This is a genomic window from Tildeniella sp., from assembly GCF_059505325.1.
Genome location: NZ_JCACKI010000005.1, coordinates 111,212 through 126,262, shown reverse-complemented (window position 1 = coordinate 126,262; position 15,051 = coordinate 111,212). Strand labels below are relative to the sequence as shown.

The 15,051-nt window shown below is 52.0% G+C and carries 10 protein-coding genes; 6 read left to right on the top strand and 4 right to left on the bottom strand.

The annotated features are described in order from the left end of the window. Positions 1–170: 170 nt before the first annotated feature. Complete coding sequence (locus AC5JO6_RS02655; RefSeq protein ID WP_496079481.1) at positions 171–1,112, top strand: hypothetical protein; 942 nt, start codon at positions 171–173, stop codon at positions 1,110–1,112. Positions 1,113–1,134: 22 nt separating this feature from the next. On the opposite strand, the gene AC5JO6_RS02650 is transcribed toward AC5JO6_RS02655, so the two are convergent. Then, complete coding sequence (locus tag AC5JO6_RS02650) at positions 1,135–2,871, bottom strand: ATP-binding protein (RefSeq protein WP_496079480.1); 1,737 nt, start codon at positions 2,869–2,871, stop codon at positions 1,135–1,137. Positions 2,872–3,263: 392 nt separating this feature from the next. Here AC5JO6_RS02650 and AC5JO6_RS02645 point away from each other — a divergent pair, with 392 nt between their 5' ends. Both AC5JO6_RS02645 and AC5JO6_RS02640 read left to right on the top strand, forming a co-directional pair. Beyond that, positions 3,264–5,432 carry a sensor histidine kinase gene (locus AC5JO6_RS02645; protein ID WP_496079479.1) on the top strand — a complete coding sequence of 723 codons (2,169 nt, stop codon included), beginning with the start codon at positions 3,264–3,266 and terminating at the stop codon, positions 5,430–5,432. Positions 5,433–5,486: 54 nt separating this feature from the next. Further along, positions 5,487–7,163, top strand: a complete 1,677-nt coding sequence (locus AC5JO6_RS02640) for an ABC1 kinase family protein (RefSeq protein ID WP_496079478.1) — start codon at positions 5,487–5,489, stop codon at positions 7,161–7,163. Positions 7,164–7,273: 110 nt separating this feature from the next. On the opposite strand, the gene AC5JO6_RS02635 is transcribed toward AC5JO6_RS02640, so the two are convergent. Further along, complete coding sequence (locus tag AC5JO6_RS02635) at positions 7,274–7,588, bottom strand: hypothetical protein (protein WP_496079477.1); 315 nt, start codon at positions 7,586–7,588, stop codon at positions 7,274–7,276. A gap of 95 nt (positions 7,589–7,683) precedes the next feature. Here AC5JO6_RS02635 and AC5JO6_RS02630 point away from each other — a divergent pair, with 95 nt between their 5' ends. Further along, positions 7,684–7,815, top strand: coding sequence for a hypothetical protein (locus AC5JO6_RS02630; RefSeq protein ID WP_496079476.1), 132 nt, complete (start codon positions 7,684–7,686; stop codon positions 7,813–7,815). 125 nt (positions 7,816–7,940) lie between these two features. On the opposite strand, the gene AC5JO6_RS02625 is transcribed toward AC5JO6_RS02630, so the two are convergent. After that, entirely contained in the window at positions 7,941–9,152 is a 1,212-nt protein-coding gene (locus tag AC5JO6_RS02625) for an HhoA/HhoB/HtrA family serine endopeptidase (RefSeq protein WP_496079475.1), read from the bottom strand. A 146-nt stretch (positions 9,153–9,298) separates the two neighbouring features. On the opposite strand from AC5JO6_RS02625, the gene AC5JO6_RS02620 reads away from it, so the two are divergent. After that, positions 9,299–9,664, top strand: a complete 366-nt coding sequence (locus tag AC5JO6_RS02620; protein WP_496079474.1) for a metal-sensing transcriptional repressor — start codon at positions 9,299–9,301, stop codon at positions 9,662–9,664. A 21-nt stretch (positions 9,665–9,685) separates the two neighbouring features. On the opposite strand, the gene AC5JO6_RS02615 is transcribed toward AC5JO6_RS02620, so the two are convergent. After that, positions 9,686–10,387, bottom strand: a complete 702-nt coding sequence (locus AC5JO6_RS02615; protein ID WP_496079473.1) for a Crp/Fnr family transcriptional regulator — start codon at positions 10,385–10,387, stop codon at positions 9,686–9,688. Positions 10,388–11,206: 819 nt separating this feature from the next. On the opposite strand from AC5JO6_RS02615, the gene AC5JO6_RS02610 reads away from it, so the two are divergent. Beyond that, entirely contained in the window at positions 11,207–15,037 is a 3,831-nt protein-coding gene (locus AC5JO6_RS02610) for a hypothetical protein (RefSeq protein WP_496079472.1), read from the top strand. Positions 15,038–15,051: the final 14 nt, after the last annotated feature.

Sequence of the window (15,051 nt, the reverse complement as noted above, 5' to 3'; positions counted from 1 at the left end):
AATGGCTTCATTCTATTAAGTTTTCTATCAAAAAAAACTCTTTTTCATGCCGCTTAGCGTTGCCTTTGTAAGCAGTACGGTTATCCTTTTCTAAAATTGGAGTATCGTGAATCAAGGACTGACATAGCATCCTTTCTTTAAGATCAGGGTAAACTTAACAGCTTTCAGTAATGACAAGCGCAGTGAACGATATTGTCAAACAAGCCAATCAAGGTAGCGTTGCAGCCATTATTCAGGTGCTCAACGAAAAGCTGGCTGAGTCGGGTGTGCGGACACGCGCCATTTTTGCGGATGGCGTACTGCAAATCCTCTGTGAAGCGGCAACGGCAGAGCAGTTGGAACCCGCAGAACTCATCAAACAGATCCGGCACACGTTGGAGGCGATCGCGCCGCGCAACATTCGTCGAGTCAACATCAACAGCCGCATCGTGCGCGAACAGCAACTGCTCTGGCTAGACGAAATCAGTCGTGATCCTGAAAATCAGCTTCTCTGGTCACAAGAAATTACACTCAATAAACCCAATCTCTTTCGCCATCTCCTGAGCCAGTGGAACCAAAAAGCAGCGTTCCACGAAATCAAGATGCCCAAACGCTCTTCAGGAAAGCAGCGCGAACAACATCAGTTTTGGCGGGGACTCGTGGGAGGCGCTAGCGCGAGTCTCTTACTGCTTCTGGGTGGCTGGGCACTGTATAGCTGGCTAGGCGCACCCAAAACGGGCACAGCGGTGAAGCCAGAATCATCCGCTAGTCCACAGGCAAGCAACTCCTCTCAGCCAACGCAGACGGCAACACCTGTCCCTATTCTTCAACCCACAATCAAACAAGACTCGTTTCCGATCGCCGTTAGAATCGCGGAACAGGCATCGCAGGCAGGCTTAACCGCACAATCACAGGCGCAGTGGCTTGAATTAGCAGCCCGTTGGCAGCGTGCCTCAGACCTGATGGCAGACGTACCCGCTGGGGACAGCCGCTATCAAACTGCTCAGGATCGAGTCATCGCCTACCGAAAGAACAAAGAGTTGGCGCTTGCAAAGGCGAATCAGCAACCTGACCCATCACCACTTGAGACAGAACCCTCGCCTATTCCAGACGGTGAGCCAACACCTCCATAAATTCGCACTATTTGATTCACTCTTACTCAATGCTGACTCCCCGCACGGTTTGCGATCGCGATCGACCCGCAACGGGTGCTTGTTGAATCTGGCGATCGCGGGCATGGTGCGCCTGAAAATGCTGCTGCCACATCTCTGGTGCATTGAGCGTTTCGCCACCGTGCTTCGTGAGCCGTTGCCGCACTTTGCAAAGCACAGGCGTATTCACGCAGGCACCCGCCACGATGATTTGTCCTTTCGTCAACGCAGGCAACTCTTTTAGCAAATCGCGTCCTGCTGCCTCCACGCCATACTTCAGGCTTTCCTGATCGACCGGATTGACAATCCGCATGATGAACTGACTCATACACTGCGACAGCACATCTGAGTCGATCTTGCCGGGACGCTGTGTGATCAAGCCCATGCCCAAACCAAACTTGCGCCCTTCGCTCAAAATCGTTCGTAGGACAGCTTTACAGCGTGACGGCTCATTAGCAGGTGCAAAGCGATGCGCCTCTTCCACAATGATAAAGACAGGATAGGGTAGGAAGTTTTCATCCTCCGGCTTGACCAGATTTCGATGGGTGTTCATCCGCGCCTGGTTCGCTTGCCGCAATACGGCTGCACAGATGACCTGCTGTTCTTCCTGGCTGATCTCGTTCATTTGCAAGACGGTGACCTGCCCCGGCTCAAACAGGTCTCTGGGCGCAACCGTGTGTTCAAAGGTATGAAAATACTGCGATCGCTCCAGTCGCTCTAGCTTCCACTCCAGGGCTGGGGCAGATGAACCCGATTTTTCATTGCCTTCTTCATCTACTTGCATATCAGCCTCACGCACCGCTGCAATAAGGTCTTGAATGCCCCAGCGATACTCCCCCTGTTTGTGCCGTTGCAGGAGCCGATATGCCTTGTTGAGAATGGACTGCTGGCGATCGCTCATATCTGGCAGCAGCGTCAGAATGTCGTAGTAATCCAGCGACGAGACCCGAATGCGAATATCCTCTGGCGTGAGAATTTTTACCTTTGGTGCATACCCATCGCTTCCTTGAAACGCCGCATGACCTCGCATCTCTGCCAGTGTGTGATATTCCCCATGCGGATCAAAAATCAGCACAGCCGCACGATTATGGGGCAGCAGCAGTTCCTCAATCAGCACACCCGCTGTATATGACTTACCCGATCCAGTGCCTGCCAGAATCGCCATGTGAGTGCTGACCAGTTCCTTTACATCCAGCGCCACAGGCACATCTGACTCCCGCAGCAGCAGCGACCCAATATGTGCCGCACCGACTTCACCGGGTTGCTTCTTGTTCAGCACCCGCCGCAGCATGGCATCGTCCGCCAGGTAAACCTTCGCGCCTGGGTTGGGTGTGCGGCGTGGGTTCATAAACCCCAGATTTAGGTCGAAATAACCCACGACATCGACGGTGATTTCGTAGATCTCTGGATTGTTATAGGTGAAGCCAACCAGAGCCGCGATCGTCTCTGGGCTAATCTCTGTATCGGCAAAAATGCGATCGGGCAGGTGATCAATCAAACAACGCGCTGAAATCTTGCCTAGAATCTGTAGCGCTGTCTCCTGCCCCGGCGCAACGACCGCATAGAAAACAAATTCGCCGATTTTGACCGAGCGATTGTCTGCCGTGATAAAAACATACTGATTGCCAGTCTCACCGGGTCCCTTCACCGTGCCAATCACACGCGGCGATGGTAATAAACCCTCTAAGTTTGTCCCATTTGCCAGAAGCGAATCATCTAGAAGCGAATTGTTAGCGTTCATTCACTATCACTCACCAGAGCCGTTGCCGTGTCTATCCTAACGGTTATAACAGCTTCCAACGCTGCGCGATCGCCACGCAAGACAGCCCATCCAGCGATACATCAATCTGGAACAGTAAGGAAGCCGAGGACAGCGAGAATACGGTGTTGAGCAGTCAGAGAACGCATGATGGGAGCAGGAATTCACGGATACCTTCAGCGAATAGCTAGATTACGCTAGAGACAAGTGAAGCAGTGGCTTGCGATCGCCATCACATCAGCCACTGAATGTCGCAGCATTAAAGCTCCGATTTCTCTGCGGAGTTGCTAGAGCTTGAACCAAGATGGGAACCCTAACCTCTAGAGGAGTAGTTCGACAGCATTAATTTAAGAGCGAACAACGACGAAGGGACAATGATTGATCGTTTACGTGTCGTAGAAAGCGATATGCCAGACAATACCGTTGATTGTCGTGGCGAAGTGCCGTTGACTGTGGTCAAAAGACTGCGATCGTCATTGCCCCCCACCTTGAGGGTGGTTTTGCCAGAAGAAGCCTCTAGTGAACCCATGCAGCCGCCTCCACTGACAAATCTGTGTCAGCAGATGCTGCAACTTGCTTCAAGCCAGTCTGATGGCAGCCAAATACTTGCTGATCTCGCTGCCTGCATTGGCAACGCATTCGATGTTGATGGGTGTGCGATCGCGCTCCCAAGTTCAGTCGATACCAATACCCAAGTTGTTTACTGGTTCGCCGATGCGCCGCCGCAGGTGCGGCAGTTGAAAACAACGCCTGCTTTCTTTGACGGTTGGCATTTTGATTCACTAGCCATCTCGATCGACCCTGTTGAGACTGTACCAGCCCATCACGCGACCGCGTTAAGCGCCCGTAAATTCCTTGCCCTTTGGCAGCCGATCGCCTCGTTGCGGGCATCCTCGTTACCGATCGTTGCTCTTCTAGGTACGACAACGCATGTTCAAGGTCGCGTCAATGGAGCCATCAGCTTGATGCGATCGCGCCCGCACACCTGGACTCAAGCAGAAATCGCAGGACTTCAAACCGTGTCTCATCAGGTCGCCAGCACTATCGATCAGGTTCGGCTTCAACACCAACTCAGCCAGCAGAGGCAGCATCAGCAAGTCGTCAACCAGCTTACGCTGGCAATTCACAACGCCTCTGATCTCAGCACGATTTTAAAGCTCGCTACAGATGGGACGGCTCAGGCGCTACAGGTGCAACGGGGTATGCTGTTGCGGCTGAAACATTGGGATACGCTCTTTCGTAACCGCGCCTCAACACAAATCCCTAAAATTAGAGTAAACGTTGCCTGTGAATGGCTCAGCGCTGACGCCGATCGCGAGTCCTTGCATGATCATCATGAGCCGATCACGGATCAAAGGCTGACAACAGGCACTAATCAATCATTCTGGCTATCAGAGTGTACTCTCTGTCAACAAGCATTTCTGCACCCTGACAGCCCCATTATGCTTGCTGGCGGACAGCTCACCCAGTCGAAACTGGATGTTGCTACTTCAAATCACTTAGACAGTAGTATTGCCACAACGTTTAACGTAGAGTCGCTGCCGACACTCCTCCTGGCACCGTTAGAGAGTCAGGGTATTGTGTTAGGGTTCCTCGTTTTCCAACAAGATCAACCGCGTTTCTGGCAGCCAGAGGAACTGGCACTAGTACAACTGGTGAGCGCTCAAGTCAGCACTGCCATCATTCAAACAGAGACGCTCCGACAGGTGCAGTCTCTGGTCGAGAAGCGCACGGCTGAACTGCGTGAGAGTTTATCTGTACAGGCAAAGCTGTACGATCGCACGCGCTATCAGCTCGACCAGCTACGGCATTTAAATCAGGCTAAGGATGACTTTCTCAGTACCGTCAGCCACGAGTTACGAACACCGCTCACCAGCATGACGATGGCGATCTGCATGTTACGACAGGTTGGCTTGTCTGGCGAACGTAGCGCTCGCTATCTCGATATTTTGGAACAGCAGTGCGCTCAGGAAACCAACCTCATCAACGACTTGTTGGGACTTCAGGAATTGGAGTTGAATCAGGTTGCCGTAAATTTACAAGAAATTGATTTGAAAGCCTTGATGCGCGACCTGATCAGGCAGTTTCAACAAAAGTGGTCAGCCAAGGGAGTGACCATAGAAACCAAGTTACCCAAACGATCGCTGCGCTTGCTGAGCGATCGTGACAGTCTGCACCGCATTCTCTTTGAACTCCTGACGAATGCTGGCAAATATTCTCATCCCAACAGTTGCGTGCAACTCCACGTTGCGCAAAAGAAAGATCCAGACAGCAACCAGATTATCGTGACGCTAAACAACGTTGGGCAGGGCATTGCGCCTGATGAACTGCCGCTCATCTTCGACAAATTTAAGCGCTGCCAGGGTGCGACTCAAAATGCCGTTCAGGGTACAGGTTTGGGCTTAGCACTGGTGAAATCATTGGTGCAGCACTTGAATGGGGATATCACCGCTTCCAGCCATGCAACTGAAGATGCCCACACCTACGAAACCTGCTTTACGCTGACTTTACCGCAAACTTTTGCTTATCAGGAGTTGCGTTAAAGCGGGACTGCATTCTCGCTAAACGGCTAGGCTAAATGGAATATAGTCAATAGTATGCTCAAGTCCGCCACGCCTAAGTCACTCCGCTGGCAACGTGCTAAGCAATCGCTGCTGGCACGACAGACAGACATTTGCCTGTCCGCTGCACGGTTGATGGGCTACTTGTGGTGGGATGATACGATCGCTCGACGCTTTCCAAAACATCGCAATCGACGCGCACAGTGGTTAGTTGGCACCCTGCTTGACTTAGGTCCTACGTTTATTAAGATCGGTCAAGCCCTCTCCACACGAGGCGACCTGCTGCCGCCAGAGTACATTCAGGCATTGGGGCAGCTTCAGGATCGAGTACCCTCTTTTGCTGCCGATGACGCGATCGCCATTATTGAATCTGAGCTGGGCAGTCCGCTTTATACTCTCTATCGAGATTTTGACCGTGTACCGATCGCGGCAGCCAGCCTGGGGCAGGTACATAAAGCGCGGTTGCATACAGGTGAAGATGTAGTCATTAAAGTGCAGCGTCCCGGACTCGACACACTCTTTGATCTAGATTTTAGAGTGCTGCGACGCTTGCTCCGGTTCTGCCAGCGCTATCTCCCCTGGACGCGGGAATATGACCTGGAAGCCATTTATGACGAGTTTGCTCAGGTGCTTTACCAGGAGATTGATTATGTGCAGGAAGCCATCAATGCCGATCGCTTCCGTCATAATTTTCGTGACCATGCTCGCATTGTCGCCCCGAAGGTGTACCCCAAATACACCACCAAGAAAGTGCTGACAATGGACTACGTGCCAGGCATCAAGATTAACGATCGCCAAAGTCTGGAAGCGATCGGCATCAACGTCAAAGAGATCAATCAGCTCGGCATTTGCTCGTACCTCAAGCAATTATTGCAGGATGGCTTCTTTCAGGCAGACCCTCATCCTGGCAATATGGCAGTCAGCGCTGATGGTTGCCTGATTTTCTACGATTTTGGCATGATGGCAGAAGTGAAAGCCATCGACAAAGACCAGATGGTGCGAACGTTTTTCGCGGTTTTACGGAAAGACACTGACCAGGTGATTCACACGTTGACGACGATGGGACTGATCGAACCCGTCTCAGATATGGCTCCGATTCGTCGCGTGATGGGGTTTGTGCTGGAGCGCTTTACCGAGAAGCCGATCGCGCTCCAGGAATTTAGCCAGGTGAAGCAAGAAGTTTCGGCACTGTTTGCACAACAGCCGTTTCGTCTACCCGCTAAGATGACGTTCATTCTCAAAGCACTGACGACGCTGGATGGTGTTGCCCGTGACCTTGACCCGCAATACAGCCTGTTGGAATCTGCCAAGCCGTTTGTGAAAAGCATCACGATCGCCAAAGGACAGGGCAGCGGTCTTGGCGAATTGACGAAACAGGCGCGTGAGTACATTACTTACAAACTCCGTCAGCCGAGCGCTACAGAGCGCTTAATGCAACGCCTCGAAGAGCGGTTAGAGCAGGGAGAGCTAGACATTCGGGCACGATCGCTAGAAACCGATCGTGCCATCCAAACCATCAATCTCGCCCTCAAAAGCTTGATTTACGCCTGCTTAACCGGGTTTTGCCTCTTGTCGGGTGCTGTGTTGCTGGTAGGGGCGTACAAAACCTGGGCGTTCGCCGCCTTTGGTCTCACTGGGTTGGGCTTACTTTTCTTGATTCGTTCCCTCATTGCACTTGCCATTCGAGAGCGCATTGGTCGGCTGACCAGATGAAAAGGAAATAAAAGACGTTCCATGAACGCCCCTATAGACAAAAGTTGCCAGCACGATCGCTACCGTTTAAGCGACCTGCTGGCACGTGTCGAGCCGCCTTGTTGCGTACTTTATTTGTACGTATAAGAGCCGAGTTCACAGAGATCCAGTTGACGTTCATCCAGTTTGGAACCATCGGCAAAAACGCCCAGGATGTCGTAGGTACAGGTGCTGCGACCATCGGCGATCGTGACAGTGCCTGCTTCTCCAGGGCTAACTGACTCGCCTAACAGGTTTTCGCCCCAATCGTCCTGTGAGGATGCCTCAACGTAAAATTCTACTAATGGGCTGTTGCTGCTGTTTTTGAGTGTGAAAGCAAGATCTTCGGCTAGAACGTTTTGACTCATCATCGCTGCGGTGGGCAGCGCCAGGGCAGTAGCAAGCATAACCTTAGGAAAGGACAGTTTAATCACTCAAGACTCCTTGCTGGATGTGAAATGTCAGAGTCAACCATGTGACCCTCTATACCAGTTAAGTAAGCTTGAAGCCCAATCACAATGATGGTTACACAGATGCCACGATCGCTCGACCGCTCGAAAGATCCGCAAATCGCAGGTTGACGATCGCGTTGACGGTGGCAAAGCGAGGCTACAAGGCGATCGCCCTGACTTGAGGAATCATAAAGCGCTGACGAGACCGATCAAAAAAATGTGTTCTTGATCAATCTCGTAGGGCGCGCTGCGGCTACAAGCGTTAGAAGCGACAAGTCTGTCCCACTTGCAACAGCGGTGCGATCGCTCAGGCGGCGTTTTGCAATTCAGCCGTCTGCACGGGCAATTGCTTCGTGATATCGCCGCGTTGCACTTTTACTTGCAGTGTTTGACCCAAACGGCTGTTTTCCACGATCGTTTGGAGCTGTTCTGCGGTCGTAATTGCCTGACCATCAATTTGAGTGATCACATCACCCCGTCGCAAACCTGCCTTAGCGGCTGGCGTATTTGGCAGTACACGGACGACAATCACTCCTGTCACTTCAGGCACCATGAAGGCAGAATTGGGGTCGCTATTGTTTTGTTTTGCGAGTTCTGGGGTCAACAGCGTCATCTGCACACCCAGATACGGATGTACAATGCGTTCACCGTTTGCCAGTTGGTCTTTGATTGCTTTTGCTTTGTTGATAGGAATAGCAAATCCGATGCCCATTGCATCTGCCCGAATGGCAGTGTTGATACCAATCACTGCACCCTCGTTGTTCACCAGCGGACCGCCAGAATTACCGGGATTAATCGCCGCGTCAGTCTGGATAAAATCCAACCGCTTATCGGGAATGCCGACCTGAGCGCTGGAGCGCTTTAGCGTGCTGATAATACCTAGCGTGACCGTGTTGTCCAAGCCCAAAGGATTGCCAACCGCGATCGCCCAGTCTCCCACCTGAATCTGGTCAGAATTGCCTAGCGTGACAACGGGCAAACTACTGCCGTCAATTTTGACCACTGCCAGGTCAGTCACTTCGTCAGCACCGCGTACTTTACCTTCAAAAATACGTCCATCCTTCAGCGTTACCGTTACCTTATCAGCACCATTGACGACATGAGAATTGGTTAAGATAACGCCGCTGCGATCGACGATAAAGCCTGAACCCTGCCCTCTCAAATGCTCTTCACGAGGCGATTGTGGGAAGCCCTCTTCGCCAAAAAAGCGGCGAAAAAAGGGGTCTTCTAACATTGGATCAGGGTTCGTGCGACGCGTGACTGTCCGCTCGGTATCAATCCGGACGACGGCGGGACCAACCAGGTTTACTGCCTTGGCGACAAAGCTGCCTTTTCCAGCGTCCTCTGGTAGCTGTGCTGGGTTAACGGCGGCGACCTTGGTCAACACGTCTGCCTGATCGAGGTCTGCCTGAGCGGGTGAAGCTGGCAAGACTGTGAGGCTTAAAGTGGCTGCCAGCACAAACGTTAGGACAGTCGTAAAAACGGGGTGGAACAAGCGAGAAAGGGTTGAGAATCGCATAGCATCAACCTACGGGTATCAAACAGAGCTGAAAGTATCGTTACATCTATTTTGACAGTCTAAACCCCAAACTGTGCTCGTGATGTCAATCATGGTTTGACCTGGGCTAGAATCTTGAGTATCCATTCTGCTATTAGCCAACTTAGATGGCAACTTCTGAACGTACTCATGGTCGTGATAGCGATCGTCTTGAGACTAGTCACCTTCACAATCACGATCACAGTGCCGCTAAGCATCCACACACGCATAGTGAAGAGTCACTCAAGCGAGTCTTGAATCGTCTTTCCCGCATTGAAGGTCACATTCGCGGCATCAAAACGATGGTGCAAGAAAGTCGTGCGTGCCCGGATGTGTTGGTGCAAGTTGCGGCTGTGCGGGGAGCGCTCGATCGGGTTGCTCGGATGATTTTGGATGAGCATTTAACTGAATGCATCGGTCGCGCTGCCAAAGAAGGCAATATTGAAACTGAGATTGAAGAATTAAAAGCAGCCCTTGATCGCTTTTTACTCTAGTTATTCAGACTAGATTTCAGACTAGATCATCAGCCGTTCGAGTGCGTGAGGGTCGGGAATCGTGAGCGTGTCACGTTCACGCACAATCAGTCCTTTTTTTTCAAGCTTGCTTAAGACTCGCGTCACTGTTTCGCGCGCAAGACCACTAAGGCTACTCAGCTCACGATGGGGCAGGTTCGGAATTTCGGTACCCGTCGAGACCTTTTTACCTTGCCCGTCTGCCAGAAAGAGAAGGATGTCCGCAACGCGTGAGGTGCTGTCAGATTCGCGTAACCGCAAGCGACGGTTGACTTGTCGCAAACGGCGTGCCATTAGCTGCGCCAGCCGAATGCCTGATTGAGGCTCGGTGTGCAGTAGATTGACAAAATCCTGCGCGGGCATGTTGCCAATCACAGTCGGAGCGAGGGTAATCACATCGGTCGATCGAGGCACTTCGTCCAGGGGAGCCATTTCGCCAAACAACTCGCCTTTGCCCAGAATGTTCAGCGTCACTTCCTTCCCATCTAGATTGTACGTGCGAATTTTGACCCAGCCGTTCAAAATAAAATACACCGAGCTACCCCAGTCATTCTCTAACAGAATCACCTGGTTAGCTGGATGGCTCCGCATCACAACCTGGGCTGTAGCTTTTTCAACCGCCGTCTCTGGGAGTCCTTCAAAGAAAGGAGCGGAACGAATCGATATGTTAGCTTGAGCATCTCTGGGACTATACCGATCTTCCATGTGACTGCTGCATCAAAATTCTCAAGTCAGGGTAAATAATAATGCAAGGGTGCAATATTGACTAACGAACCTGACGATGAAAGTCATTATTTTAACAAGCATTGCTGGTCTCAGTGTGAGCAGCCAAGCCTGAATAGTCAAAGGTCAGTGATTTGCCGAGCCATCGTTCAGATTACAACAGTTACATTCAGGCAACAAACGGTTATCAGCTAACTTCACAGCATCTTTCTGCTACACCGCCGTGACGACTAGAGTATGGTAGAGGCTAAGCCTTAGGGCTTAGACACAGCAGAACCAGATCAGTGCAATCATAGCAATAATAACCTAACGAACCCATGACTTCTAGTTACTATTGCTGAAAGACAGAGCGACGATGCACTTGAGCAGTCGTTTAGAGGCGCTCTAGTGTAGTAATCTCTGGAGAATTTGTCACTTTTCCACTTTCCTGGCGTACACTTTGTCCAGATGTGCGGTCTTTGGGCGATTCAACCTCTTCTTTAAAATAAGGATGATTCGCCAGGGTAAATCCTTTACATCTGGAGGTCGCTTCAATTTTCTCAGCCAATCACTGAGAAAAGATAGGCTTTTTCTTTGATTGCTATATTACTAAACATTAAGAGTCTTGCCAACTCAGCCACGCTCACGCAACAGCGCTCAATGCTTGACAGACTGTCTTTTCAGCCCCTGCGATCGCTGTTTCAAGTCAACTTTTAGGTTTTGTGAAGGCGTAACTGGGGCTGTTGTGGGAAGCCTCATTATATTAGGAATAGCAGCTATCTCCTAGCCCGCTTCTGCTCAGTACTCGTCAGGGGTTACAGTGTGACTTCTCAGAAGGATCAAATTCAAGCGCTGATTACAGATATCGATGGTGTGCTTCAAAAGACGACTCCCCGTCTTCCGTGGGTGGTGTCTGGCGAGATGACGCAACAGCGCCAGGTTCTGGAGCGCGTACGCAATTACTTGGTAACCTTTCAGCGGAGCGTGGGTGAAAGCGTTGGGCAAGGGGGAGCCAGACCAGACCTGCTGGCGCATGATATCTACTACCAGCCGCAAGCGTCCTACTCATCGCCTCCCGTCGATGCTCAAGCTGAGCGATCGCAGCCGTATAGCCCAGACGAACTGACAGCGCAACAGATGCTACAGGCGATCGTCCAGGAAATGGGGTATCTACGCTCTAACCTGATGCAGCCGCTTCAATCAGATGTGGAGCTTTTGCGACAACAGCGAGAATCGTTAGCACAAGAAATCCGTCAGCTTGAGGCACAGCGGCAGGGTTACGCAGGACAGCTACCGAGCAACCAACAGCAGGTGATAACGGAGTTTTTGCAGGCATTGATGAGCCGACTGCAAGAAACGCTGCCGCAGCAGGTGGCACAGACCTTGAGGAGTGGCAATCAACAGTCATTGCCCTATGGCGCTAACCTGGCACTGACAGGCTCGGCTCCATCCATTGCGGCGACATCAGAATCGCCCTCTCAAGGGTCTGGCAATATTCAGATCGCGCAGTCGCAGTCAGATGAACTGCTGACCAAGCTAGATTCCACTCTCAGCGTTGTGTTTGAGTCTTTGCAGCGAAACGTGCAGGCATACGAAGAGTCTCTCTCTCAAGGGCTGGATAAGATGCACAGCCTGGGACAGCAGGGCGAGATGATGTTTACAGCGCTGATTAGTCATTTAGCGAATCAGCTTGGGCACGAAGCCTCTTCCTATCTACAGTCGCCTGCTGCAACCGGACTGGAGTCAGCGCGACTAGCCAGCCCACAGGTTGCGCCAACAGTGCCCGATCGCTCGCAACCATCCCAACTAACGGTGGCTGGGGCTAATTCATCCTTATTTGAGCAACCCAATGCCACTGCTGTCTCACGACCGTTAACACTGCCGTTCCCTGGTACTGAAATCTCCAGTCGCTTTTCCGAGGCGGTGCCTGCGTCTGCTGCAAATCTACCTGAACCATCGGTAGATACTGCGATCGATTCCTGGCTTCGCTCTGCTAGTGGTGTCGATGCTACACCAGCGGTTGATTTCGAGCTGGCTGAATTAAATCTGGAAGGCTTTGATTTAAACCAGTTAGCAGCCCAAGACGTGAACGCGCTACTGGAACTGGATGCAAATCTACTGGGCACCAATCTATCGCCTCAGCCGATCTTAGCGCCAATCGAGCCGATCGATTCACCGCCTCAACCGATCGCTAACGAGATGTCGTCAGGTGCCATGAGCGCTGAAGATACCGCTGACATTGATGCGGCGCTCAAGCTATTAGAACAGCTAAGCTCGGAATTGCAGGATCAGCCAGCGTCGGTAGCAGATGCAGACGCTCAGATTGATCGGATGTTGAGTACTCCTTCATCACTAGCGGAAGAAACCGCAGCAGCTAGTATCCCTGATGATGCACAGGACGAGCTGGACGAGTTCTACGAAAGTTTATTTGGCAACAACGCGATCGCGGTTGAACCGTCCTTAGAACCAGCAGTGACAGACAGCCTTGATTCTGCACCTGCGATCGCTGCCGTAGACCCAACATCCACGAGCGCGCCAGTTACGTCGCCGTTGACCGCTCAACCAATTGACACACTCCCCGCTGAGACGCAAGCACTTACAGAGACGCTAGTGGCACCTGACACCGTTGCTGCCCCCGCAGTGTCTACAGCCGTTGACCCTACTTTAGGTTGGGATTTGCTGGCAAAGCCGTCAAGTACCCAGGCTACAGAACTAGACATTCCGGCAGCACTGTTGGAAGACGAGTTGCTCAGCGGCTGGGATTTTGAAGAGACTGAGGTTGGCTTAACGGAGCCTGAACCAATACCTGTTAGCGATGAACTGTTAGATACTTGGGATGCTGACGCTGCGAGCGATCGCGCCCCATTCGTGGCTGATACGCTTACCCAGCCGCCAATCGACACGACAGCAACTGTCTCCAGCGATAGCCAGGATTCAGCTACAGCGATCAATGCAGACGTTTTAGTGTCAGATACCGCGCCAACGCTTGAGCCACCCGGTAGTACAGACGAAATTGCTGCCCTGACAGATTTGTTTGACGAACCGATGCCTGCTGAACCACTAGAAGCACCGATCGCGAATCCTGTAGTACCACCACAGAGCTTCAGTCAATCTCCAGTTGAGGCTTCCCCCAACACGATTGCACCGACCTTGCCAGAATCTACTCCGAAGCTTGCTGATCAGGTAGAAAACCGTTTGGGAGACGATCGCTATACGCCTGCGTCACCAGAAGAAGATTTGCTACCGCTTGCCGATCCCGCTGATGAATTGGACTCTGAACTATGGTTGGATGAAAGTACGTTGAATCGCTTGAGCGAAGACCTTTTCAGCTTAGAAGAGACGATCAGCGAGCCATCAATCCTGTCGTATGACGTTGAACCTGGAGCCGATACAGCAACACTGTACTCAGAAGCAACAGCACCCTATGAAACGGCACCTTATGCGGATGAGCCGATAGCTTTAGAAGACTGGAGTACCTCGCTGAATGAGCTTGCTGATAACGTACCCACAACCGACTCAACGCCAGATTCCACCGAGTCTGAACGTACCGCGATCGTCGCCGAAGAGCCAAGCGCTTTCATTCTGGAGGGGATGGATGATCTATTCACAAACACCCCTATCGTACTGCCTGTTACGCCGATCCCACCTCCGATCGTCTCCACGCAAGCAGAGCCATCGGCTGCTTTTACGCTAGAGGGAATGGATGATTTGTTTGGAGATTCTCAAACTGACCCCGTACCCTTGCCACCAACCTCGTTTCCAATCGCAACCCAGCCGCCATTTACCCTGGAAGGGATTGATGACCTGTTTAGCGATGCCCCAATCGTCAGTTCGGCACCGCTAACACCATCTTCAGACGCTCCATCAGACCAATCCCTACCATTCACTTTAGAAGGGGTCGATGAGCTTTTTGCCGATGCCCTTCCCATTGCTGATGTACCTCCAGTACCGCCCGAAACGGTGGACGTAGGCTTGCTAACCCAACCGGGAACTGCCGCAGATTTTACTCTGGACACAGCAGGTGATCCTGGTGATCTCTTTGTGGCAGCGCCAACGGCTGTGCCGTCACCAGAAAGCGCATCCACCGAAGCGATCGCGCCACCTGCGTCACCCTCACCTAGCCTGACTTCGGAGTCTACTGCAGATTTTACTCTAGACACAGCAGGTGATCCTGGCGATCTCTTCGTGGCAGCGCCAACGGCTGTGCCGTTACCAGAAAGTGTGTCCACCGAAGCGATCGCTCTACCCTCATCGTCCCTACCAAACCCGGCTTCTACACCCGTTGCCCCGTTTACCTTTGAACAAGTGGGCGACTTATTCATAGAAGTGCCGTCTGGGGAACTGCCTTTTCACGAGCAACCGACGAATGAGCTACCAGGTGCCGATTTTTTGATCGCCGAACCCTCTGCTCCAGTCCCTGAACCGCTTGTACCATTCACGCTAGAGCAGGTGGGTGATGTGTTCATGGAAGTGCCCTCTGAAGAAGCAATTCCAGACGCGCTGGCTGCCTCGCCGAACCCACAACCGTCGTCTCCGCCCCCAGCCGAACCGTCAACCTTGGAGCAAGCCTTTGCCAGTCTGATGGGTTCCTTTGGCGATCCAATGTCAGCCGACGATGGGACAGACGCTCAAGATGCTGAAAAAAAAAAGTAGCTGAGCTAACGACT

Bases quoted from the DNA above. Each gene is read 5' to 3' on its own strand.
- AC5JO6_RS02650 (WP_496079480.1), bottom strand. From the start codon at position 2,871: ATGAACGCTAACAATTCGCTTCTAGATGATTCGCTTCTGGCAAATGGG.
- AC5JO6_RS02640 (WP_496079478.1), top strand. From the start codon at position 5,487: ATGCTCAAGTCCGCCACGCCTAAGTCACTCCGCTGGCAACGTGCTAAG.
- AC5JO6_RS02625 (WP_496079475.1), bottom strand. From the start codon at position 9,152: ATGCGATTCTCAACCCTTTCTCGCTTGTTCCACCCCGTTTTTACGACT.
- AC5JO6_RS02655 (WP_496079481.1), top strand. From the start codon at position 171: ATGACAAGCGCAGTGAACGATATTGTCAAACAAGCCAATCAAGGTAGC.
- AC5JO6_RS02615 (WP_496079473.1), bottom strand. From the start codon at position 10,387: ATGGAAGATCGGTATAGTCCCAGAGATGCTCAAGCTAACATATCGATT.
- AC5JO6_RS02620 (WP_496079474.1), top strand. From the start codon at position 9,299: ATGGCAACTTCTGAACGTACTCATGGTCGTGATAGCGATCGTCTTGAG.
- AC5JO6_RS02645 (WP_496079479.1), top strand. From the start codon at position 3,264: ATGATTGATCGTTTACGTGTCGTAGAAAGCGATATGCCAGACAATACC.
- AC5JO6_RS02635 (WP_496079477.1), bottom strand. From the start codon at position 7,588: ATGCTTGCTACTGCCCTGGCGCTGCCCACCGCAGCGATGATGAGTCAA.